We start from the raw sequence: 20,550 nt of genomic DNA, 5'->3' as shown, positions 1-20,550 counted from the left end.
CAACTGCTGGGCGATCTGCCGATACGTATGGCGTGCACGGCGCTGCGCGATGACCTGATCCACAACGTGCTTAGGCGTGGCATGGGGGCACTTGTGAGGCCGGGAGGTACGGTCAGTCAACCCTTCTTCCCCCTCTTCCTTAAAGCGCTTGAGCCATTTGTAGGCCGTTCGGACGCTGACACCGGCCGCATGCGCCGCTTCTTCCACGCGCAACCCCTGAACAAGGATGCGATCCACAAGCAGGGCTCGACCGCGAGGGCTCAAACGGGCATGTTTATGCAGGTTCATCCGGGGCTCCTGGGGGCTGGGTTGGCTTGGTATCCCCCATCTTCCAGAGATGCCCCGGATGAACAACCTACTGAGAGATCACATCTAGGCGCACCGTCCGCACGGCTTACGACTGCTCGCTACGTCTTGTCAGGCATTCTTGGGCCGCGCAATCCCCGCCAGCTGACGGCTACCTGCTGAATCTGTCAGCAGCCTTACAGCCGTGCCAACACCTCGGCTTTTTTGGCATCGAATTCTTCCTGCGTGACCAAACCCGCATCCAATAGCTGCTTGAGCTTGCTCAGCACCTGCATCGGATCATCGGTGACGGCCACCGCGATCGGCGGAGCCGAAGGCACCGCACCCTGCGCTGCAGGAGCGTGCACCACCACACCGCCGGCCGACGCGCGCAACTTGTCGAATTCCAGCTGCTGGCGTTTTTCGTAGGCGGATTCTTCCACCTGCTGCGCATAGGCATACACGCGCCGCGCCTGCTTTTTTGGAAGGCTATCGATGGATGCGTACGCGCCCTGCGTGGTGCGGCACATGATGGTGGCCCCGAGCATCTGTTCGCTCATGTGCACATCGAGCACCTCGCGCCAGGGGAAATCGCGAAACGTCATGCCGAACAGTTTCGGGTAGACCACGATGAACCTGCGGTTGGTCAGCACCACCGCGTCAGGTGACAGGTTCATCACCATCTTCTTCTGCACGGCGATGTACTCGACCTGCTCGTCGCGAGTCAGCAACTCGCTGACCTTGGGCAGGATCTTGCCCACTGCCGTCGGGTCCTGCTCGTCCGTCAAAAACTGCGCCAATGCGTCCATCTGCCCTCGCCAACGGCTGAGTCAATGCGTTGACCGTGACACTACAACAACCCGCATGGATGCCCGTGCAACGCCAATGACCGTATACGGCCCGGCTTCAAGGTGCGGCCTCAAACAGAATTGCCACCTGCCAAGTCGCTGTTGAACTACATCTGACGCAGAAGGGCGGACGCTACCGCCCGCCCTTCCTGGATCGTTCGCTTACATTAGAAGCGGACTTCGAGTGCCGCGTTCAGTACATCGGCACGATTGATGGTGGTGTCTTCGGCGTAGTCATAGTAATCGTTGGCGTAAATGTAGTTGGTATACATCGCGCTCACACTCGCGTGCTTGCCGATATCGACGCCCAGGCCAAGGCTCGCGTAGCCACCGTAGATTTCATCACTCATTTCTGCGACCTCCGCATACCATGAGCCAATCCGCACCACAGCAAACAGTGGAGTGTCACCAAAATTGAAGCGGGCCGTACCGCCGATGCCGCCAAACTTCACTGCGGGGATAAAGACATCGTCGGTCGAGTCTCCGCGGTCCAGGCGCCCAACCGATCCCTCGAGCCCGATCAACGTCACCGAGCCGGCACGCCAGCGATAGCCGGCACTGAGGCCAAGCATGTCCTGCTTGTAGCCACTGAACACCTCGCCCCTACCGCGCTGCACGCTGATAAACGCGCCGCTGTCGATACGCGATTGCTCAGTCCGCGCAATGCCCGTTGCTGGTACTGGCGCTGCTGCGTACGCCGGCGCAGGCGGCGCATCTACCGCAGGCGTCTGCGCCGTGACGGTGGCAAATCCGCCGGTCTGGTCGACCACACCTGCGCTGCCGCTTCCACCGACAGCGGTCGGCGCGCCGCCGCTGCCGGCTTGCGATGGACGCGACGGCGGCGCTGCCGGCGCAGGGGCCCCCTGCGCACCGGCCTGCGGCTGCTTTTGCTGCTGCCGGTAGCTGTCCCAGCCGCGCGACAGCGATTGCGCCGAAGCCTGTGCCGTGACGCCAAGCGCCGTGCAGGCCAACAGCAGTGTTGCAGTCCTTTTCATCGTATTCCCCATGCGTGGTCCCCATCGTTCCCGCATCCGTGCGCGCGCGGGCGAACCCGACGGCGTCTGGAAGTGGCGCAGTTGCCGTCATCTCTCCGGGGGCGTCCCCGCATCACTGCAATGCCCAAGGCACCGGCCGTGGCACACCGGCGTGGATGTGCGCGACGCGCGTGATGCAGCCCCCTGACCGCAGCGCGCACAGTGTCTGGAGTCTCATTGACTGTCAAGAAGCAGCGCGACGCACGTCCAACTGCACGCTGCCGGCTGGGCTTTGACAGGTTCCGCCCCCCACCGATCCGCCGCGAGCCGATCGCCAGCTCCCATTGCGATCGAACAAGATCGCAGCGCGGCCGTCGTGCCGCATGTGGCCGCCCAGTGCACCCGCAGAGCGCTCCTGCATGCCGTCTGACCCGGTGATCTTGCAAGACCCGAGTGCTTCAACCGCCTGAATTGCAAGGCTGTTCCATGTCCGGAACATTTCATTTGTTAAACAAATTTAATTTCAGTACTCGCAAGTTCTAAAATTGCGTGATTCCGATCCATCGTGATCCCCAAGGACCTGCGTCCCGCGTGACACCTCCGCGCCGCCAGGGTCTGGAGAACTGTCATGCATTACCAACCGCTGGATGTGTCCAGCCTGCAGGTCGTCACTCCCGTTCTGCTCAAACAGGGCACACGGCTGCTGGAGCCCGACGTCTACCGCACCCATCTGGATGGGCAGCTGGCCGTGGTCAAGGACTACGGCCGGTATCGCCGCACGCTGCTGGCACCGGTCGCACGGCTGATGGTCCGCCACGAGGCGCGCATGCTGCGCCGCTTGCACGGCTGGCGGCATGCTCCGGCCCTGCTCGGCACCTTGGGTGGCCTGGCACTAGGCATGGAGTTCATCCCCGGCGACACGCTCAGCGCCAGTGCGGTGGTGGGCCAGGAAGTATTCCAGCAGTTGCAGCAGGCGCTGCGTCGCCTGCATGCCTTCGGCATCACCCATAACGATCTGCATGGCACCAACGTGGTGGTCAGTGCCGGGGTGCCGGTGTTGATCGATTTCACCTCGGCCTGGCGCTTCCCGCGCTGGCTGCGGCGTGGCACGTTGGCACGCCAGCTGCAACGCAGCGACGTGGCCAACTTCCACAAGATGCGCCAGCGCCTGGCCGGTATCGCACCCACCGCCGACGAGGCCGCGCGCAGCGCCGAGCCGGGCTGGGTGCGCGGTATTCGCGGTGGCTGGAAGCGGCTGTATCGCCATCTCAAGCGTGAGGCACAGCCGGCGGATCAGGCGGATTCGCGCCACTGATCTGCGCGATGCATGCAAGAGGCGCCGGCGACATGGCCAGGCGATCTTTCATGGGACGAGCAACGCCCGGCAGGCATCGCGCCCAGCAGGGATGAAACAGCACGCAGCGCCGCGCCAGGCCGGGCATGTGGCATCGGCAGCGAATGGCAGCAGCGTGCGACCGCCTCAAGCGCGATGCATCAGGATCACCGGTGCCTGCCAGAGAGCAGGCACCGGCATTCCATCAACGCAGCATGCCGCTACGGCGTCGTCGCTGGCGCGCGATAGGCGATCAGGTGCGGCGCTTCGGCCACGAACCGATCCAACACACCGTCAGCGATCTTGACCGGCCCGCCGAAACGCGTGGCGCCGGGAATCGAGGGGATCGCTGCGGCTTCGGTGGCGATCCGCCCGGCATCGGCGAACGCAACTGACGCCTGCGCGTCACCGCGATTGGCGGCATCCAGACCGGCTGCGGTCTTCTGCAGCGCGCGCCCCCAACGCTCCATCGCCTCCAGCCAGGGGCGTGATTGTTCGGCAAAGCCCTTGTCGGCCACGCCGTCGCGGATGAGTTGCGGGGCGGCGGCGATGTCATCGGCCGTGCGCGCCAACGTTGCAATCGCCTGGCTGCGCGCCGTGGCATCGCCCAGCGCGATGGCCTCGCGCACCTGGTCGAGCACGGCCTTCAGGCGTGGCGCCTGTTCCTGCCACGGCTGGCTACCGAAGGTGGGCGCCAGGTGCTGGGTATCGAAGAAGGTCAGCAATGCGGCAGTGACACGCGCGTCGCCGCCGGCCAGATCGCGCGCCGCCGCATGCCAGGTGCGCTGCGCGTCATAGCCTTTGTCGTTCCAGGCAAACGCAGTCAGCCCCATCACCGCCACGCGGCTGGGCACTTCCTGGTTCATTGGGTTGGACACGATACCGGACAGCTCGGCCGACAGCCCGGCCTCGCGTCGCGCATACGGTGCCATCAACAAGCGCCCGGCCGAGGTTTCGAAATCGTTGACGGGGTAGTTGTCCCACAGCAGCGTCTTGCGGCCGAACGCCTTGGTGGCCGCGCGCGCATCGGGGATGGAAATGGCCGGCGGCACCACGTCGGTACCGGTCCACTGCACCACGATCTTCGGATCCAGGTGCTTGCGCAGCGCCTCCTTGTATGGGCTCTCCTTGGCGTCGAAATATTCGGTCGGCACCATGATCAGTTCCGAGGAAGCGTCGTGGCGGGCGACCAGATCGGCCTGCACCAGGTTGAGCAGATGCGACTGCGCAATGCCTGCCGCCTGCGCGCCGGACGCACCGAAGGTGGTCTTGTCGCGCTCGCAGTTCCACTTGGTGTATTCGATGTCGTCCAGCGCCACGTAGAAGCTGCGCACGCCCAGCACGCGGAACGCATCGAACTTGCGCAGCAACGCCTTGGCGTCGGCCGGGTCGGAAAAGCACACCGTGGGGCCCGGCGAGATTGCGTAGACGAAATCGACGTGGTTGCGCTTGGCGGTAGCGGCCAGCTGGCCCAGCGCCTTCAAGGTCGCCTTCGGGTAGGGCTCGCGCCAGCGGTCGCGCGCGTACGGATCGTCCTTGGGACTGTAGATATAGGTATTGGCCTTGGTGCGCGCCAGGAAATCGATGTGCTTGCTGCGGTCGCTCATCGACCACGGTGCGCCGTAAAAGCCTTCGATCGTGCCGCGGATCGGCATGGCCGGGTAATCCTGGATCGTCAGCGTCGGAATGGCCGGCCGCTCGACCAGCTGGCGCAGCGTCTGCGCCGCATGGAACAGGCCATCGCCGTCGTGGCCAGCCAGGGTGATCAGGCCGCTGCCAAGCGCCGCGCTGGTCAATGTATAGCCTTCGGCATGGGTGTCCTGGGTGGCCTTGCTGCGTGCGAGCGCATCGCGCACCACCGCAGCCTCGCCGGTACCGACCACCACGTGCGGGCGGTCGAAGCTGGCCGGCAGACGCGAGGCGGTGGCGATCTTGCCGACACCCGCCGAGCCGAGCACGCGGCGCACCAGCGCAACTGCGGCCGGGTCCGCGCCCGGCGCGACCACCAGCACCACCGAATCCCCCAGCGTGATCGTCTCGCCGTCCAGGTCGATCGACACCGGCGTGGGGAAAATGGCTGGCTGGGTGACCGGCTCAGCCATTGCCGGTACTGCCAGGCCCAATGCCACCAATACCGAAAGCAGGCGCATGCCCGTCTGCCTGTTGCCTTGCTGCATGTCGAACTCCGGTATTGGAATGGTATTAACGCCTAGAGTAGGCAAGTCATGCCGCGCCGACAAGCTTGGAGAGGTTGAGTCCGTTTTATGATCCGGCAGAACCAGATTGCAATGGATGAAGAGGAAACGCGCAGCTCCATGCGGCACATGGGCTTGCGGTATTGAAATGGTATGAGCAAGGGGTGCGATCTTTCTGTATCGCGAGCCAGCGAGCGTTGGGGTGCGTATCGCCGGCATCCCAGGCATCCCAAGAGGCGAAGCGTCCAGCACACGCGCGATGCACGACGCGACGCCATGCTGGCGCTCTACGGGATCAGTACGTCGGACATGCACTGGGCACTGGGCACTGGGCACTGGGCACTGGGGCACTGCGCACTGGGGCACTGGGGCACTGGGGCACTGGGGCACTGGGGCACTGGGCATTGGGCACTGGGCATTGGGCATTGGGCATTGGGCATTGGGCACTAGGGGCACTGGGCACCAGGGCACTGGGGCACTGGGGCATCAGGGCGGCAGTGACTTTCAGAGGTGGACTTGCCATGAGCGGCGACAGCCGTTGTCGTTCCCGCCATACCTTGAAAGCAGCCGCGCGCTGCTCGCATGCACTCGGTCACCGCCAATGTGTCCTGGGCCGGCGGGTGCACCGGCCACCATCGGAGCATGGCCAGCATGGCTCCGAGAGGGCAGCGCCTCGCGACGCGCAGCATGCCAGCGGCAGACACGGCGCCGTTCGCCAGACAGGCGGCGTCCGGCACAACGCGCATGCTGTCTTACCGCGACCAGCACAGCTGCACCAAGAAGTTCATGGCCCAGGCATCCGATGCAGCCGGGTGAAGTCACCTTCGCTGCATGCTGGAAGCGCGACGTTGCCGGCAAGCCGCGCATGCTGCAGGTACTTCCTACCAGCGCCGCGGCACGTTCTGCATTACTCCTCTCTCAGATCCACGGCCGCGTCGGCATCACCGCATGTGGCGCTTCCTACGTCTCTGGCAATGCGCACCGCATGCGGCGCGACACAGGCCGAAGGACAGCAAACCCGCGCGACAGCCCCGCTGCGCTCGGTCAACCCGTCATGCACGGCAGCGGCGCCACGTTGCACACAAGCGCGCATGAGACAACGGCACACTGCAACGCACCGGGCTGACGCGACCGCGCGTCACCGACCTTACAGCGCGTCGCTGTCCAGCTCACCGGTGCGGATGCGCACCACGCTGCCCAGGTCGTAGACGAACACCTTGCCGTCGCCGATCTTGCCGGTGCCGGCTGCAGCCACGATGGCTTCGACCACACGCTCGGCCTGGTCGTCGGTCACCGCCACTTCGATCTTCACCTTGGGCAGAAAATCGACCACGTACTCGGCGCCGCGATACAGTTCGGTGTGGCCCTTCTGGCGGCCGAAGCCCTTGACCTCGGTCACCGTGATGCCCGCCACCCCACAGCCGGCGAGCGCTTCGCGCACATCGTCGAGCTTGAACGGTTTGACGATGGCCATGATCATTTTCATTGGTACAGATCCCAGGGCATGACGGGCGCGCAGCATACCGTGGACGGCTGCAACACTCACCCCTGCTTAGAGCGGCTAACAAACCGTAGCGAGCAGTCGTCAGGTTAGTGCGGACGGCGCGCAGGTACCGGAGTGCACGAGTGGTACATGCCGATTGTGCTCACCGGCCGCGCCCGACTGGCGGCTGCACAGCAGTCTGGTAACTGCTCCTAGCCGCCCTCACCTCGGCCCACAGCCGAATGGGACTATCCTTACCGCCTGCCGACTGCCTTGCCGATGTCCCGCGTGTCCCGGCCTGCACTAGGCTTCCTACGGACCTGCGGAGACCACCATGATCGATTTCAATCAGCTCGACGACCTCGCCCGCCGCCTCAGTGACCTGGTGCCGCCAGGCCTGCGCCAATCGCGCGAAGAGCTGCAGAGCACCTTCAAGGGCGCCCTGCAGGCCGGCCTGGGCAAGCTGGACCTGGTCACCCGCGAGGAGTTCGACGTGCAGCGCGCCGTGCTGCTGCGCACGCGCGAAAAACTCGACGCGCTGGAGCAGGCGGTGGCCGCCCTGGAAGCACGCACAACCGGTACGCCGCCCAGTGCGGCGCCCGGTTCCGACACCCCCTGACCCGAGCCTTCCACCATGAGTCTGGCGCTGGTGCACAGCCGTGCCCGCGTGGGGGTGCACTCGCCTGAGGTTCGGGTGGAGGTGCATCTGTCCGGCGGTCTTCCCTCCACCCAGATCGTGGGCCTGCCCGAAGCGGCGGTGCGCGAGTCGCGCGAGCGCGTACGTGCGGCGTTGCTCTGCGCGCAGTTCGAATTTCCGGCCCGGCGCATCACCATCAACCTGGCGCCTGCGGATCTGCCCAAGGAAGGCGGCCGCTTCGACCTGCCGATCGCACTTGGCATCCTGGCCGCCAGCGGGCAGATCGACCGGCAGGCACTGGCCGACTATGAGTTTCTCGGCGAGCTGGCGTTGACCGGCGAGCTGCGTGGCGTCGACGGCGTGCTGCCGGCCGCCCTGGCCGCCGCACAGGCGGGGCGACGGTTGATCGTGCCGCTGACCAATGGCGCCGAGGCAGCCATCGCCGGGCATGTCCAGGCCTTTACTGCGCGGACCCTGCTGGAAGTCTGCGCCGCCCTCAATGGCACCCAGCCGGCACCTGCCGCCGAACTGGCAGTCGCCACGCTCGGCGCACGTGCGCTACCGGATATGGCCGACGTGCGCGGGCAACCGCATGCGCGCCGCGCGCTGGAGATCGCCGCCGCCGGAGGGCACCACCTGCTGCTGGTCGGCAGCCCTGGATGCGGCAAGACCTTGCTGGCCTCGCGCCTGCCCGGCCTGCTGCCGGACGCCAGCGAAGCCGAAGCACTGGAAACGGCTGCCATCACCTCGGTCAGCGGCCGTGGGCTGGATCTGGCCCGCTGGCGCCAGCGGCCCTACCGATCCCCGCACCACACCGCCAGTGCGGTTGCCCTGGTCGGCGGCGGCACGCATCCGCGCCCCGGCGAGATTTCGCTGGCGCACAACGGCGTGCTGTTCCTGGACGAACTGCCCGAGTGGCAACGGCAGACCCTGGAAGTGCTGCGCGAGCCGCTGGAATCGGGCCTGGTCACGATCTCGCGTGCGGCGCGCAGCGTGGATTTTCCGGCACGCTTCCAGTTGGTCGCAGCCATGAACCCCTGCCCGTGCGGTTGGGCGGGCGATGGCAGCGGGCGTTGCCGCTGCAGCAGCGACAGCATCCGCCGCTACCGCAGCCGCATTTCCGGGCCGCTGCTGGACCGCATCGACCTGCATGTCGAAGTGCCGCGGCTGCCGGCGCAGGCGCTGCGTAGCGGCAACCCCGGTGAGGACAGCGCCAGTGTGCGTGCCCGCGTAGTCGCCGCGCGGCAGCGGCAGCTCGCGCGTGGCGCCCTTCCAAACGCACAGCTCGATCAGCCCGACACCGACCGCCACTGCCGGCTGCAAGGCGACGACCAGGTGCTGCTGGAGCGTGCGATCGAGCACTTGCAACTGTCCGCACGTTCGATGCACCGCATCCTGCGCGTGGCGCGCACCATCGCCGACCTGGACGACAGTGCGGCGATTGCCACCGGTCATCTCACCGAAGCGATCGGCTACCGCAAGCTGGATCGCGCACTCGGCACCGCCAGCGCGGCGTCATCCGGTGGTAACCGCGCCACATAATGCCAAGGTGGCCGCCGCGCTCAGGGCGCCGCGCTGCTCGGCTGCTTCGAACATGGGCATGTAGTGCGTGTAGTGCGTGTAGTGCGGACAGTGCGTCGATCATGGCCGCAGCCTCGGCCCCCGCTGCAAAGCGCCGTGGTCTTGTCCATGGAAAAGGCCACGCGACCGGATTGGCCAGATGGCTGACGCGCTCGAACGTGCCACCCGCCGCCGCAACCTGGCGCGCCGGGCCTGCGCCAGTCGCGGTGCATTGCCGCGCGCCTGCAAGGACACAGTGCGCGTTTGCCGCAACGCAGGCTTGCGTTGCGAGGGACAACGGCCTGCACGTCACCTCCGATGTGCGCACCGCCCCAGGTCCTAAGCCTCACGCGCCGCGGCGTGCCGTGCGGCTCATTTCACGCCGCATCGCCGTGCCAAGCGCCGCGCCGCAACATCCATTTCATGGCGCTGCACGTAAAACGTCAGCCTCCCCTTTGCACCGAGGCTGGCATGAGCCGACTCCCCGAGTTATCCACCGTCCCGTCGCTGGATCTGAACCGCTATCTGGGTACCTGGTACGAGATCGCCCGGCTGCCGATCCGTTTCGAGGATGCGGACTGTACCGACGTGTCGGCGCATTACGCGCTGCAAGACGACGGCACGGTGCGCGTGCAGAACCGCTGCCTGACCGTGGACGGTGAGCTGGAGGAAGCCATCGGCCAGGCGCGTCCCATCGACGACACCCATGGCCGTCTGGAGGTGACCTTCCTGCCCGAAGGGCTTCGCTGGATTCCCTTCACCAAGGGCGACTATTGGGTGATACGCATCGACGCCGACTACACCGCTGCCCTGGTCGGCAGCCCCGACCGCAACTACCTGTGGTTACTGGCGCGGCTGCCGCAGCTGGACGAAAACATCGCCCAGGCGTACCTGGCGCACGCACGCGAGCAGGGCTTCGATCTGGCGCTGTTGATCCACACCCCACACACCGGGCGGTTGACCGAGCAGCCCTTGCCCTGAGCCGGCGGCATTGCCGATGCCCGGCGCAGGCGAGGAGCCCGCCGACCAAACGGGCATGGCGCCTGCCGGTCCGGCGTTCTTCTCCAGTACGCCCAGCGGCCTTTGATCTCGAGCCAGTGAGGGATATGGCGTTGGCGAGGGATCTGGAGCTGGTAGACCCACCCTTAGTAATCAAGGGGTGAGTCGCCAGGCGCCGTACTGGTGTCGCACGCTCCCCCGGTGACCGGATGACTGCCAGGGCGCACGCGCTTCGGGTCCGCCAGCAACATGCAACGCATCACCCTCTGGTAGTGGGGCAGCCACCGGCTCGGTGAAGACGCATCCGCCGCCGCAGCGCTGCACGCCTAAGGCACTACACCAAGCTCGCTGCCACCATTTCGCAACAAGTGGAAACCGCAAAGGCAGCGTCCCTGGGCCTCGCTCGATGCTCCGCAACGTTCAGACGTGGGTGCACCAAGACACGCAAGCGTCGGCCGCCATCGGGCAACGCCATCTCCTGCTCCGTATCGGCCATGCGTGACGATGCGCTGGATAAAACGCACGCTGCACGCATCGCTGCAACGAATCCAACTGCAGCGATCATCCGATCAACCCGACAGCAGCGCCAGACCTGCGAGTCGCTACCCGCAACGCGCTTCCAGCAGCGACCCGCAACCTGGCCAAGGCCAGTTAGCCGTTGAGCGTGCCCAGATCCTTGGCGGCGGCCTGCGCGCCTTCCAGGCTGTCGAACGCAACGCCGGTGTCGCCGACCACGTACTTGATCAGTTCGCCGTCGCGCGTGGTTTCCTGCATCTTGAAGATCGGCACTGCATCAGTGCCGCCGACACGTTCTTTCTGGGTTGTCATGGATGAATCCTCCGGTAAGAGCGCCTTGCCGCGGACCGGCTGGCCCTGCGGCCCGCATGGCGAGCGCAGACGTAACGACCGTAGCGCGCCCCTGCGTGCAGGCGCGTGAATCCCCCGCAGCGCGGCAGTTCGCACTGCGCATTGGACCCGCTCGGCAGAAAATCACATCCACTTCGCTCTGCGGACGCGCGCAATGCACGCGTGTGTCGTACATTCGCGACGTGCAGCCTCATCCGTCCCCACCTGTGGTCTACATCACGCCGTTGCGGCGCGTCCGTTGGCGCGGCGATGCGGCCGTGGCGCACGCCTGGATGCTGCCGCAGCGTCCACCTCATGTCGGGCTGCACGCGTGATCTGGCCCTCATGCCGATGCGGGTGGTGACGTGAAGCGCCAACGCATCATTAGCCTGACCGTGCTGCTGGTGGTGGTGTGCGCAACGCTCCCGATCGGTCTGTCGTACTACCTGGCCTGGCGGCTGGCGCTGTCGCGTGAGGAAGGCAGGCTCAGCCAGCTGGCGGCGCTGTCGATCCGGCGTACCGAAACCGCCTTCGACGAGGCGCATGGCGCCTTGCTGAGCATGGCCGCCTCCCGGCTGACGCCCTGCTCGCCCGCCCACCTGGCGCAGATGCGCGCATTGGTGCTGACCAGCCATTACATCGTCGAGCTGGGGCACTTCCGGCAGGGGCGGTTGCGCTGCACCTCATGGGGACTGTTGCCTGCCAGCATTGCGCAGAGCCGCCCGGATTTCGTGGTCAAGCGCGGCATTGCGGTCACCACGCGACTGCTGCCGCTGGCCAACCCGCAACATCCACTGATGGCGCTGCAGCTGGACAACTACAACGTCCTGATCAACCCGAACACGCTGGCCGACATCAATATCCCGCCCGGCCTGCAGCTGGCGATCGGCACTCCCGACGGGCAATTACTCAGCAGCACCGGCACCGCAGCCGAACAGTTGCTGGTGGCGCCGCGCGCCGACGATGCTGCCCACACGCCCGGGCAGACGCCCGCGCAGGTGCTGTCCGGCCGGGGACGCCGGGGCGACTGGGCCGCGGTGGTCACCGAACCGGTCGCCTATCTGCGCGGGCCGCTGGCCGCCGCGCGGCTGCAGGTGGTGCCGGTCGGCATTGCGCTGGCCGTGCTGCTGGTCGCCCTGGTGCTGTGGGTCTCGCGGCGACGCTTGTCGCCGCTGGCGCGGCTGGAGATCGCGGTGCAGCGCGGCGAATTCGTCGTGCATTACCAACCGATCATCGCCCTCGACAGCGGCCGCTGCGTCGGCGCCGAGGCACTGGTGCGCTGGCAGCAGCCCGATGGCGTGCTGGTGCCGCCGGACGCCTTCATCCCGCTGGCCGAAGAAAGCGGCCTGATCCTGCCGATCACCGATCTGGTGGTGGCCGAAGTCATCCGCGACCTCGGCCCCACCCTGGCCGCCGAACCGTCGCTGCATGTGGCCATCAACGTCTCGGCCGAGGACATCAAGAGCGGCCGCGTGCAGTCGGTGCTGGCCGACGCGCTGCGGGGTACCGGCGTGGACAGCGGGCAGGTCTGGGTGGAGGCGACCGAACGCAGCCTGATGGACATCGATGCCGCGCGCACCACCATTACCCACTTGCGTGGCGCCGGCCATACCGTATCCATCGACGACTTCGGCACCGGCTATTCCAGCCTGCAGTATCTGCAAGGCCTGCCGCTGGATGCCTTGAAGATCGACAAATCGTTCGTGGACACCATCGGCACGCACTCGGCCACCAGCTCGGTCACTGCACACATCATCGAGATGGCCAAGACGCTGCAGCTGCGCACCATCGCCGAAGGGGTCGAACGCCAGGAACAGCTGGATTACCTGCGCGCACATGGCGTGGACCTGGCACAGGGCTGGCTGTTCTCGCGCGCGCTGCCGGCCATCGGCTTCATCGCCTATCAGGCACAGGCGCGCAACTCGGCGCGCTGAGTCGTCCGATTCGCCACCCTGCTGCGTGGCCATTGGCCATGGGCAGTTGGTAATTGGCCGCTGGTGATGTGTTGTTGGGGATTAGCGATTGGCACACCGCATGGAGCATGCCCATGCAGCGCCAGCGTTACCGCACTATCGGCGACGGCATCCTCGCCGCGTGCTGCGTGCCGGCAACCCGGGTTCGGCACCCTCAGCGAGCGATCCACGCGTCACACGCCAGCAGCCCGGACACGCTCCATGCTCCACTCCAAGAAAAAGGCCGCCAATGGCGGCCTTCACGTTGGATCACGCGCTCTGCAGCGCCCCGCTGCGCTCGCGCACCGGCTTGGGCCGGCTCGGGAACGCGTGCCGCACGATCCGCCACATCACCTGCCCGAACTGCCGCGGCAGCGAGCCGGTGTTGTAGTGCTGGCCGTAGCGCGCACAGATCTGCTTCACTTCGACCGCAATCTGCGCATACCGGTTGGCCGGCAGGTCCGGATAGAAGTGGTGTTCGATCTGGTGGCTCAGGTTGCCCGACAGCACGTTCATCAGCTTGCCGCCGGTCAGATTCGACGAGCCGCGCAACTGGCGCAGATACCAGTGGCCGCGCGATTCGTTGCGGACCGATTCCTTCGGGAACACTTCCGCGTCGGCGGTGAAATGGCCGCAGAAGATGATCACAAAGGTCCAGATGCTGCGCAGCACGTTGGCGGCCAGGTTGCCCAGCAGCACGGTCAGGAAGAACGGACCGGCCAGCGCCGGGAACACGATGTAGTCCTTGAGCATCTGACGGCCCATCTTGCGGCCGACCGGCAGGAACGAGGCGCGCAATTCGGCGGCCTTCATCTTGCCGGCGAACCAGCGGCCCAGGCGCAGGTCCTGGATGGCCACGCCCCATTCGAACAACAGCGCGAACACCACCGCAATGAACGGCTGCAGCAGGTAGAACGGACGCCAGCGCTGCTCGGGGAAGATGCGCAGCAGGCCGTAGCCGATGTCGTCATCCATGCCGCGCACGTTGGTGTAGGTGTGGTGCTTGAAATTGTGCGTCTTGCGCCAGTTGTCGCCGGTGGCAACGATGTCCCACTCGTAGGTATTGCCGTTGAGTTGAGGATCGCCCATCCAGTCGTACTGGCCGTGCATGACGTTGTGGCCCAGCTCCATGTTCTCCAGGATCTTGGACAGCGTCAGCAGCACCACACCGGCGATCCAGGCAGGAATCAGCACGCTGTGCACGAAAGCGCCCAGGAACAGCAACGCGCGGCCGGACACACCGGTCCAGCGCACGGCGGCCACGATGCGGCGGATGTAGCGCGCGTCGTCGGCGCCGACCTGGCGCTGCACGCGGGCGCGGATGGCATCGAGCTCGTCGCCGAAGGATTGCAGCTCGGCGGCAGACAGGGCGCGGTTATGGACTCGGCTCATGCGGGTTCCTTACAGATCCAGGATCAGGTCAGTGCTCGGGGCACTGATGCACAGGCGGACCTGTGCGGTGGGTTCGTTGCTGCGCTCGCCGGTCAGCAGGTGGCGCGTGGTGCCGGCCTGGCGCGCGCAGGCGCAGCTATTGCAGATGCCCATGCGGCAGCCGTGTTTTGGCCGCAAGCCCTGGGCTTCCAGCCCTTCCAGCAGCGACTGGCCGCGCGACAGGCTCAGCGTACGGCCGCTGCGTGACAGCTGGACCTGCACCTGCCCGGCCTCGGCTTCGTCCAGCGCCGGCACGCTGAAGGCCTCCGCCTGGAACGCCGCCACGCGGCCCTCCAGGCGTGCACGTGCGGCCTGCACGAAGCCGCCCGGGCCGCAGGCCATCACATGACGGCGCGGCAGCTCGGCAATCTCGTCCAGCGCATGGGTATCCACCCGGGCGGCCGGTGCGGCACCGTCGCGGGTGGTCAGCAGGCGTACGCGCAGGCGCGGATGCGCCGCGGCCAGCGCCTGGAACTCATCCAGGAAACAGGCATCGTCGCGCTCGCGCACCCAGTACAGCAGGTCGATGTCGGCCGGCATGCCGGCCTGCGCCGCGGCCCGCACTAGCGCACGCATCGGCGTGATGCCGGAGCCGGCGGCCAGCAGCAGCAAGGGGGTCGGCGTGGCCGGCAGCAGCATGTCGCCAAACGCCGGGTCCAGCGACACCACCGTGCCCAGCGCGGCGGCGTGCGCCAGATAGCGGCTGACCTGCCCGCCTTCGATGGTCTTGACCGTGATCGCCAGGTGGCCGTTGTCCAGCACCGTCGGGCTGTAGCTGCGCAGCAGGCGGCGGCCGTCGATCTCCACGCCCAGGCTCACGTGCTGGCCGGCCTGCAGGCCCTGCCAGTGGCCGTTGGGCTGCAAGACCAGGGTCACCGCATCGCGACTGGCTGCGCTGCGTTCGACCAGGCGCGCCATTGGCCGCTCCAGCGTCCACAACGGGTTGATCCGGGTTGCCCAGAAGTCGAACAACTGCGGCGACACCAGGCGGCGCGCCAGCCGTGCGGGCAGCGGGGACTTGGACTTGGGAGTGGGTGCCAGGCTCATGGAGGGCACTATACGCATGCATGCACATCCGTGTATACACTTGTATATTGAAGGAAGGGGCTATGATTCAGGCCCACGCCCGGCTGTTGCCCATGACCTCCATCGCCCTGCCGTCCCACGACGCGCCGCCGTCACGCAAGCCGGCGATCTCACGCGAAGACCTGATTGCCGCGGCGCTGTCGCTGATCGGCCCGCACCGCAGCCTGTCCACGCTGAGCCTGCGCGAGGTTGCACGCGAGGCCGGCATCGCGCCGAACAGCTTCTATCGCCAGTTCCGCGACATGGACGAGCTCGCCGTGGCGTTGATCGACCGGGCCGGGCGCTCGCTGCGCACCATCATCGGCCAGGCTCGCCAGCGCGCCACCTCCACCGACCGCAGCGTCATCCGCGTTTCGGTCGAGGCGTTCATGGAACAGTTGCGCGCCGACGACAAGCTGCTGCACGTGCTGCTGCGCGAAGGCGCAGTGGGCTCGGATGCGTTCAAGCAGGCGGTGGAGCGCGAGCTCACCTACTTCGAAGACGAGTTGCGGGTGGACCTGATCCGCCTGGCCGCCGCCGACAACGCCAAGTTGCACGCACCGGCGCTGGTGTCCAAGGCGATCACTCGCCTGGTGTTTGCGATGGGCGCGGTGGCGATGGATCTGCCGCCGGAAAAGGACCCCGAACTGATCGAGCAGATCTCGCAGATGCTGCGCATGATTCTGACCGGTGCGCGTACGCTGGGCACCCACGGCGGCTGAGCGCGGCTCACAGCACCGCGCCCGCAGTGGTCAGGCGGCTGCGGACCGCCTGCGCATCACCACAGCGATCCGTGCCGCACGCCGCATCGCAAACCAGGCGCGTCCGCCCCGCGCTGAGCTTCTTGGGCTGAGAGTGGCTAACAAAACGTAGCGAGCAGTCGTCAGGCGGGTGTGGACGGCGCCGAGGAACCGGAGTGTACGAGTGGTACATGCCGATTCCGAGCACCGGCCGCGCCCGCCTGGCGGCTGCGCAGTAGTTTTGTTAGCCGCTCTTATTCGCCGATCTCATTCTTCGGACGGCAGCCTGCTGACGGCGCGCGCCTTGCGCCTGTCGCAGTGAATGCCCGGCCGGGCGCTTGTGCGCGGCAGGCCCGCGATTGGCACAAGGTCATCACCGCAACCCAGACACCCAAGCGCGCTGATCGCACTTTCCCGCCCCCCCCTGCTCGCGCAATATCGGCCACGCGTGCAACTGCACGCCCCACCGCATCGGTCTACCGGGAAAACCCATTGTCTGCACAGCCACGCATCGACAATCCCAGTTCCCAATATGCCGATGATTATCCAACCACTCCAAACCTGATCCATCCCCGGCCCGCACATTCACAATCACCACACTGCCAGCACCTGAAAAAAACATAATCAATTATTTTCATAAAGTGCTTGCATAACCAAAAACCTGCAGGTAATGTTCGCGCCCTACGCAGCACTGCCTGCAACCGGACCTGACGCACGCTCATGCACACCAGCCATTCCATCCGACGCAATCGACTGCCTGGCGCCCTTGGCGCGCTATCGTTTGCGTGCACGGCCAAACAGGACGTGCGCACCATCATCGGCTGATGTCCTGATTCAAGGAGATCGGTCACCCGATCTCCGAGGCACGCGAACGCCCTCGGATGCTGCATCCGGGGGCGTTTTTCGTTGCGCGTTCGTATCGAACCTGTGGATGATCGCAGTTGAAACCCGGGCATGGACTGCCCGACAACAGGGATGTTGGATTGCCACCAGGCGCGACAGCGCTGTGCCCAGGTTTCGGGCACGGGTGGTGCGTGGTCATGCACCGACTGAATTGCCGTTTGAATAAAACGGCAATCGGAAACATTGCGGAAGATTGTCAGCGGCTTGGAGTTTATTCCAACCGGTGCGTGCGGCTGTGCCGTGGCGTATCTCGATATCTTTCTCTTGTTTCTCGTTTTGGGTATCGGCTCGTGGTCGAGCGGCGGCACTATCCGCAGGCGCGGTTCAATTCCGCATTACCCACCACTGGATAGCTCAGAGGGTAGAGCAGCAGATTTCCAATCTGTTAGTCGCGGGTTCGATTCCCGCTCCAAGCAATGACCTTCCCGGTCACCTCGGGGACGCAAGTCCCTTCACGGAAACGCCCATGCCGCGTGCAGTCACGCAATGCATCGCTTGAATGCACGTGGCAGCGGCGGCCCCGCCGGGCAGTTGCCCTGGACGCGTCGCCCTGCGCTCGTCCGCGCCTTCGCAAACCATCGCGGGGCCGCGGCAACGCATCGGCAGGCGCCAACCACGCAGCGTGCCCCGCACGGCCGCCGTCACCGGCGTTTCCACCTTCCAACGCCGCGTTGCATCGGCACACGTTCGCCACCAGTCCGATCCGGGCGGCGCGACGGCAATACCTGCGGATCGGACCACCAGAGCCAACCCAAGGAGAAGTTTCATGTTCTGGACCAAGAGGGTCGTGATCGGCGACGGCGAGCGCGGCCTGGTGTATCGGAATCGTCGGTTCGCGCGCGTGCTCGCGCCCGGCGTCTACCGCCTGTTCGACCCGCTGGGCCGTACCGAGGTCGGCGTCCACACCATCCACAGCGGCGAGGAGGTCGGCAGCGATGCCGACAGGCTGATCGACACGCTGGGCGCCGCATTGCCGCAGCACTTCGTGCTGGCGGACATCGGCAGCGCGCAGGTGGGCCTGCTGAGCCGCAACGGCAAGCTCGATCAGGTACTGCCACCGGGCACCCGCGCGCTGTATTGGCGCGGCGCAGCCGCCATCGAGGTACTGAGCTTGCCCTTGGCCGATGGCCTGCAGGTGCCGGGCGACGTGCAGCGACGCCTGCGTCAGCTCGGCACCTTGTCGCGTGTGGCCGTGTGCATGGAGGTGCCCGCCGAGTCGCAGGGGCTGGTGTTCGTCGATGGCAGGCTGATGGCACCCTTCGGCCCCGGCGCGTACGCGTTCTGGAATTTCCAGAAGAACGTGGTCATCGAGGTGATCGACCTGCGCGTGCAGTCGGTCGAGGTCTCCGGCCAGGAACTGCTGACACGCGACAAGGTATCGCTGCGGGTCAATCTGGCAGCGAACATGCGCGTCACCGATGCCGTGGCGATGCGCACGCGCGTGGCGAAGGCAGGCGACTACCTGTACCGCGAATTGCAGTACGGGTTGCGGCGCGCGGTTGCGGCCAAGACGCTGGACGAATTGCTGGGCGACAAGGCCTCGCTGGACGCGGATATCTTCGGCTACGTGCGTGGCAGCGTCGGCGGCTTCGGCATCGACGTGCTCGGCGTTGGCGTCAAGGACGTGATCCTGCCTGGCGAGATGCGCGCGATCCTCAACGCGGTGGTGCAGGCGGAGAAGCAGGCGCAAGCCAACGTGATCCGTCGGCGTGAGGAAGCCAATGCCACCCGCTCGTTGCTCAACACCGCCAAGCTGATCGAAGACAGCCCGGTGCTGATGCGATTGAAGGAGCTGGAGGCGCTGGAAAAGGTCACCGAAAAGATCGACAAGCTCACCGTGTTCGGCGGCCTGGATGGCGTGCTGAAGCAGTTGGTGACGCTCAGATAGTCATGCGGGTGTGGGGCGAAGGACTCGCCGCGCACCCGCGCAAAGGAATGAACACCATGAGTACTTCACAACAATTCGAATGGCTGCACGCCGAAGGCAGTGCCACCCCGATCAAGGGCTGGGTGCGTGGCGTGCCGCTGGAAGAACAGGCGCATGCGCAGTTACGCACTATCGCCGCGGTCCCGTTCGTCGGGCCATGGGTGGCGGTGATGCCCGACGTGCACCTGGGCAAGGGCGCAACCGTGGGTTCGGTGATCCCGACCCGCGGCGCCATCATCCCGGCCGCGGTCGGCGTGGACATCGGCTGCGGCATGGCCGCGGTGCGTACCACGCTGCGTGCCAAGGACCTGCCCGACAACCTGGCGCAACTGCGCTCCAGCATCGAGCGTAGCGTGCCGGTGGGCAACGGCCGGGGTGGCGAGCACCGCAACCTCCCCGACAGCATCGAAACCCGTATCGCGCAATCGGGGCTGGTGCAGCGCCTGGAGGCGATCAAGCAGCAGCACCGGCGCATCCGTACCGACAAGCTGGCATGCCAGATCGGCACGCTGGGTGGCGGCAACCACTTCATCGAAATCTGCCTGGACGAGACCGACGCGGTGTGGGTGATGTTGCACAGCGGATCGCGCGGCACCGGCAACCTGATCGGCACCTACTTCATCGAGCGGGCGCGTGAGCAATTGGCGCACCGCGTGCTGGGCTTTCATCTGCCCGACAAGGACCTGGCCTTTTTCATGCAGGGCGAGCGGCTGTTCGATGAGTACGTGGAAGCGGTGTCGTGGGCGCAGGATTACGCCCGCGAAAATCGTGAAGCGATGATGGCGCGGGTGTTGGCGGAGATGCGCCACCGCCTGCCGAAGTTCCAGCTGGAGAAGCTGGCGGTCAACTGCCACCACAACTATGTGCAGAAGGAGACGCACCATGGCGAGGAATTGCTCATCACCCGCAAGGGCGCGGTAAGCGCCAGGACAGGCGAGCTGGGCATCATTCCCGGCAGCATGGGCACGCGCAGCTATATCGTGCGCGGGCTTGGCAACGCCGAGAGCTTCCACAGCTGCAGCCATGGCGCGGGACGGGTCATGAGCCGAACCGCAGCCCGTGCGCAGATCACCCTGGCCCAGCACCGCGAGGCCACCGCACATGTGGAATGCCGCAAGGACGCAGCAGTCATCGACGAATCGCCGGCAGCCTACAAGTCGATCGATGCGGTGATGGCCGCGCAGCAGGACCTTGTCGAGGTCCTGCACACGCTGCGCCAGGTGGTGTGCATCAAGGGGTAAACGAGGGCCGCAATCGCGGCCCTTGTTTCGCAACGCTGGGCGATGTCATCGCTGCAGGATGTCGGCGGCCTCATCCGCGAGCCCGCATGCACAGTTCAGTCATGTCGCGACGGCACTCACATCAAAGCACA

16 protein-coding genes, 1 tRNA gene and 2 other RNA genes are annotated in these 20,550 nt (G+C 66.0%); 9 read left to right on the top strand and 10 right to left on the bottom strand.

Features of this window, described 5'->3' with window-relative positions; all coding sequences use genetic code 11:
• The 3 genes from A7D17_RS22415 to A7D17_RS02890 all read right to left on the bottom strand — a co-directional run.
• Positions 1-288 (bottom strand): leucine zipper domain-containing protein (locus tag A7D17_RS22415; RefSeq protein ID WP_153041879.1); only part of this gene is annotated, 288 nt, incomplete at its 3' end.
• Positions 289-482: 194 nt separating this feature from the next.
• Complete coding sequence (locus tag A7D17_RS02895) at positions 483-1,094, bottom strand: PH domain-containing protein (RefSeq protein ID WP_064507708.1); 612 nt, start codon at positions 1,092-1,094, stop codon at positions 483-485.
• A 206-nt stretch (positions 1,095-1,300) separates the two neighbouring features.
• Positions 1,301-2,128, bottom strand: coding sequence for a hypothetical protein (locus A7D17_RS02890; protein ID WP_064507707.1), 828 nt, complete (start codon positions 2,126-2,128; stop codon positions 1,301-1,303).
• A gap of 607 nt (positions 2,129-2,735) precedes the next feature.
• Between A7D17_RS02890 and A7D17_RS02885 the strand changes: the two genes are divergently transcribed.
• Entirely contained in the window at positions 2,736-3,422 is a 687-nt protein-coding gene (locus A7D17_RS02885) for an RIO1 family regulatory kinase/ATPase domain-containing protein (RefSeq protein WP_064507706.1), read from the top strand.
• Between the two features lie 239 nt (positions 3,423-3,661).
• Here the strand turns inward: A7D17_RS02885 and A7D17_RS02880 are convergent, their stop codons facing one another.
• The 3 genes from A7D17_RS02880 to A7D17_RS02865 form a co-directional block, all read right to left on the bottom strand.
• Positions 3,662-5,617: a glycoside hydrolase family 84 protein gene (locus A7D17_RS02880; RefSeq protein ID WP_064507705.1), complete on the bottom strand. Its 1,956-nt coding sequence runs from the start codon at positions 5,615-5,617 to the stop codon at positions 3,662-3,664.
• A 1,165-nt stretch (positions 5,618-6,782) separates the two neighbouring features.
• Positions 6,783-7,157, bottom strand: a complete 375-nt coding sequence (locus tag A7D17_RS02870) for a P-II family nitrogen regulator (RefSeq protein ID WP_275655074.1) — start codon at positions 7,155-7,157, stop codon at positions 6,783-6,785.
• Between the two features lie 37 nt (positions 7,158-7,194).
• A non-coding RNA gene (locus A7D17_RS02865) (sX9 sRNA) lies at positions 7,195-7,270 on the bottom strand.
• 182 nt (positions 7,271-7,452) lie between these two features.
• Between A7D17_RS02865 and ubiK the strand changes: the two genes are divergently transcribed.
• The 3 genes from ubiK to A7D17_RS02850 all read left to right on the top strand — a co-directional run bounded on the left by ubiK (position 7,453) and on the right by A7D17_RS02850 (position 10,296).
• Positions 7,453-7,737 (top strand): ubiquinone biosynthesis accessory factor UbiK, encoded by a 285-nt coding sequence (gene ubiK / locus A7D17_RS02860; protein ID WP_064507703.1) that lies wholly within the window; start codon positions 7,453-7,455, stop codon positions 7,735-7,737.
• A gap of 15 nt (positions 7,738-7,752) precedes the next feature.
• Positions 7,753-9,297 carry a YifB family Mg chelatase-like AAA ATPase gene (locus A7D17_RS02855; RefSeq protein WP_064507702.1) on the top strand — a complete coding sequence of 515 codons (1,545 nt, stop codon included), beginning with the start codon at positions 7,753-7,755 and terminating at the stop codon, positions 9,295-9,297.
• Positions 9,298-9,786: 489 nt separating this feature from the next.
• A complete protein-coding gene (locus tag A7D17_RS02850) occupies positions 9,787-10,296 on the top strand; it encodes a lipocalin family protein (RefSeq protein WP_064507701.1) in 510 nt (169 codons plus the stop codon).
• Positions 10,297-10,965: 669 nt separating this feature from the next.
• Here the strand turns inward: A7D17_RS02850 and A7D17_RS24560 are convergent.
• Positions 10,966-11,142, bottom strand: coding sequence for a hypothetical protein (locus A7D17_RS24560; protein WP_064507700.1), 177 nt, complete (start codon positions 11,140-11,142; stop codon positions 10,966-10,968).
• Between the two features lie 383 nt (positions 11,143-11,525).
• Between A7D17_RS24560 and A7D17_RS02840 the strand changes: the two genes are divergently transcribed.
• Positions 11,526-13,094, top strand: coding sequence for an EAL domain-containing protein (locus A7D17_RS02840; RefSeq protein WP_064507699.1), 1,569 nt, complete (start codon positions 11,526-11,528; stop codon positions 13,092-13,094).
• A 288-nt stretch (positions 13,095-13,382) separates the two neighbouring features.
• Here A7D17_RS02840 and A7D17_RS02835 read toward each other — a convergent pair whose 3' ends face one another.
• Both A7D17_RS02835 and A7D17_RS02830 read right to left on the bottom strand, forming a co-directional pair.
• The gene (locus A7D17_RS02835) at positions 13,383-14,504 is read right to left on the bottom strand and encodes a fatty acid desaturase family protein (RefSeq protein WP_064507698.1); all 1,122 of its coding nucleotides are present in this window, start codon (positions 14,502-14,504) and stop codon (positions 13,383-13,385) included.
• Positions 14,505-14,513: 9 nt separating this feature from the next.
• Positions 14,514-15,590, bottom strand: coding sequence for a ferredoxin reductase (locus tag A7D17_RS02830; protein ID WP_064507697.1), 1,077 nt, complete (start codon positions 15,588-15,590; stop codon positions 14,514-14,516).
• Positions 15,591-15,682: 92 nt separating this feature from the next.
• On the opposite strand from A7D17_RS02830, the gene fabR reads away from it, so the two are divergent.
• Positions 15,683-16,330, top strand: coding sequence for an HTH-type transcriptional repressor FabR (fabR, locus tag A7D17_RS02825; protein ID WP_064507696.1), 648 nt, complete (start codon positions 15,683-15,685; stop codon positions 16,328-16,330).
• A gap of 135 nt (positions 16,331-16,465) precedes the next feature.
• Here the strand turns inward: fabR and A7D17_RS02820 are convergent.
• Positions 16,466-16,541, bottom strand: a non-coding RNA gene (locus tag A7D17_RS02820) — sX9 sRNA.
• Positions 16,542-17,597: 1,056 nt separating this feature from the next.
• Between A7D17_RS02820 and A7D17_RS02815 the strand changes: the two genes are divergently transcribed.
• The 3 genes from A7D17_RS02815 to A7D17_RS02805 all read left to right on the top strand — a co-directional run bounded on the left by A7D17_RS02815 (position 17,598) and on the right by A7D17_RS02805 (position 20,419).
• Positions 17,598-17,664 (top strand) — tRNA-Gly (locus tag A7D17_RS02815).
• Positions 17,665-18,017: 353 nt separating this feature from the next.
• Positions 18,018-19,139, top strand: coding sequence for a slipin family protein (locus A7D17_RS02810; protein WP_064507695.1), 1,122 nt, complete (start codon positions 18,018-18,020; stop codon positions 19,137-19,139).
• 56 nt (positions 19,140-19,195) lie between these two features.
• A complete protein-coding gene (locus A7D17_RS02805) occupies positions 19,196-20,419 on the top strand; it encodes an RtcB family protein (RefSeq protein WP_064507722.1) in 1,224 nt (407 codons plus the stop codon).
• Positions 20,420-20,550 lie beyond the last annotated feature (131 nt).

It is taken from the genome of Xanthomonas floridensis (assembly GCF_001642575.1).
Lineage (GTDB): Bacteria > Pseudomonadota > Gammaproteobacteria > Xanthomonadales > Xanthomonadaceae > Xanthomonas > Xanthomonas floridensis.
The sequence above is the reverse complement of the archived record's forward strand: the minus strand, read 5'-3'. Positions and strand labels throughout refer to the sequence as shown.

Excerpts from the sequence above, each read along its gene's own strand:
- fabR (WP_064507696.1), top strand. The coding sequence starts at position 15,683 with ATGACCTCCATCGCCCTGCCGTCCCACGACGCGCCGCCGTCACGCAAG.
- A7D17_RS02880 (WP_064507705.1), bottom strand. The coding sequence starts at position 5,617 with ATGCAGCAAGGCAACAGGCAGACGGGCATGCGCCTGCTTTCGGTATTG.
- A7D17_RS02895 (WP_064507708.1), bottom strand. The coding sequence starts at position 1,094 with ATGGACGCATTGGCGCAGTTTTTGACGGACGAGCAGGACCCGACGGCA.
- A7D17_RS02855 (WP_064507702.1), top strand. The coding sequence starts at position 7,753 with ATGAGTCTGGCGCTGGTGCACAGCCGTGCCCGCGTGGGGGTGCACTCG.
- A7D17_RS02890 (WP_064507707.1), bottom strand. The coding sequence starts at position 2,128 with ATGAAAAGGACTGCAACACTGCTGTTGGCCTGCACGGCGCTTGGCGTC.
- A7D17_RS02835 (WP_064507698.1), bottom strand. The coding sequence starts at position 14,504 with ATGAGCCGAGTCCATAACCGCGCCCTGTCTGCCGCCGAGCTGCAATCC.
- A7D17_RS24560 (WP_064507700.1), bottom strand. The coding sequence starts at position 11,142 with ATGACAACCCAGAAAGAACGTGTCGGCGGCACTGATGCAGTGCCGATC.
- A7D17_RS02885 (WP_064507706.1), top strand. The coding sequence starts at position 2,736 with ATGCATTACCAACCGCTGGATGTGTCCAGCCTGCAGGTCGTCACTCCC.
- A7D17_RS02810 (WP_064507695.1), top strand. The coding sequence starts at position 18,018 with ATGTTCTGGACCAAGAGGGTCGTGATCGGCGACGGCGAGCGCGGCCTG.
- A7D17_RS02850 (WP_064507701.1), top strand. The coding sequence starts at position 9,787 with ATGAGCCGACTCCCCGAGTTATCCACCGTCCCGTCGCTGGATCTGAAC.
- ubiK (WP_064507703.1), top strand. The coding sequence starts at position 7,453 with ATGATCGATTTCAATCAGCTCGACGACCTCGCCCGCCGCCTCAGTGAC.
- A7D17_RS02830 (WP_064507697.1), bottom strand. The coding sequence starts at position 15,590 with ATGAGCCTGGCACCCACTCCCAAGTCCAAGTCCCCGCTGCCCGCACGG.
- A7D17_RS02805 (WP_064507722.1), top strand. The coding sequence starts at position 19,196 with ATGAGTACTTCACAACAATTCGAATGGCTGCACGCCGAAGGCAGTGCC.
- A7D17_RS02870 (WP_275655074.1), bottom strand. The coding sequence starts at position 7,157 with ATGCTGCGCGCCCGTCATGCCCTGGGATCTGTACCAATGAAAATGATC.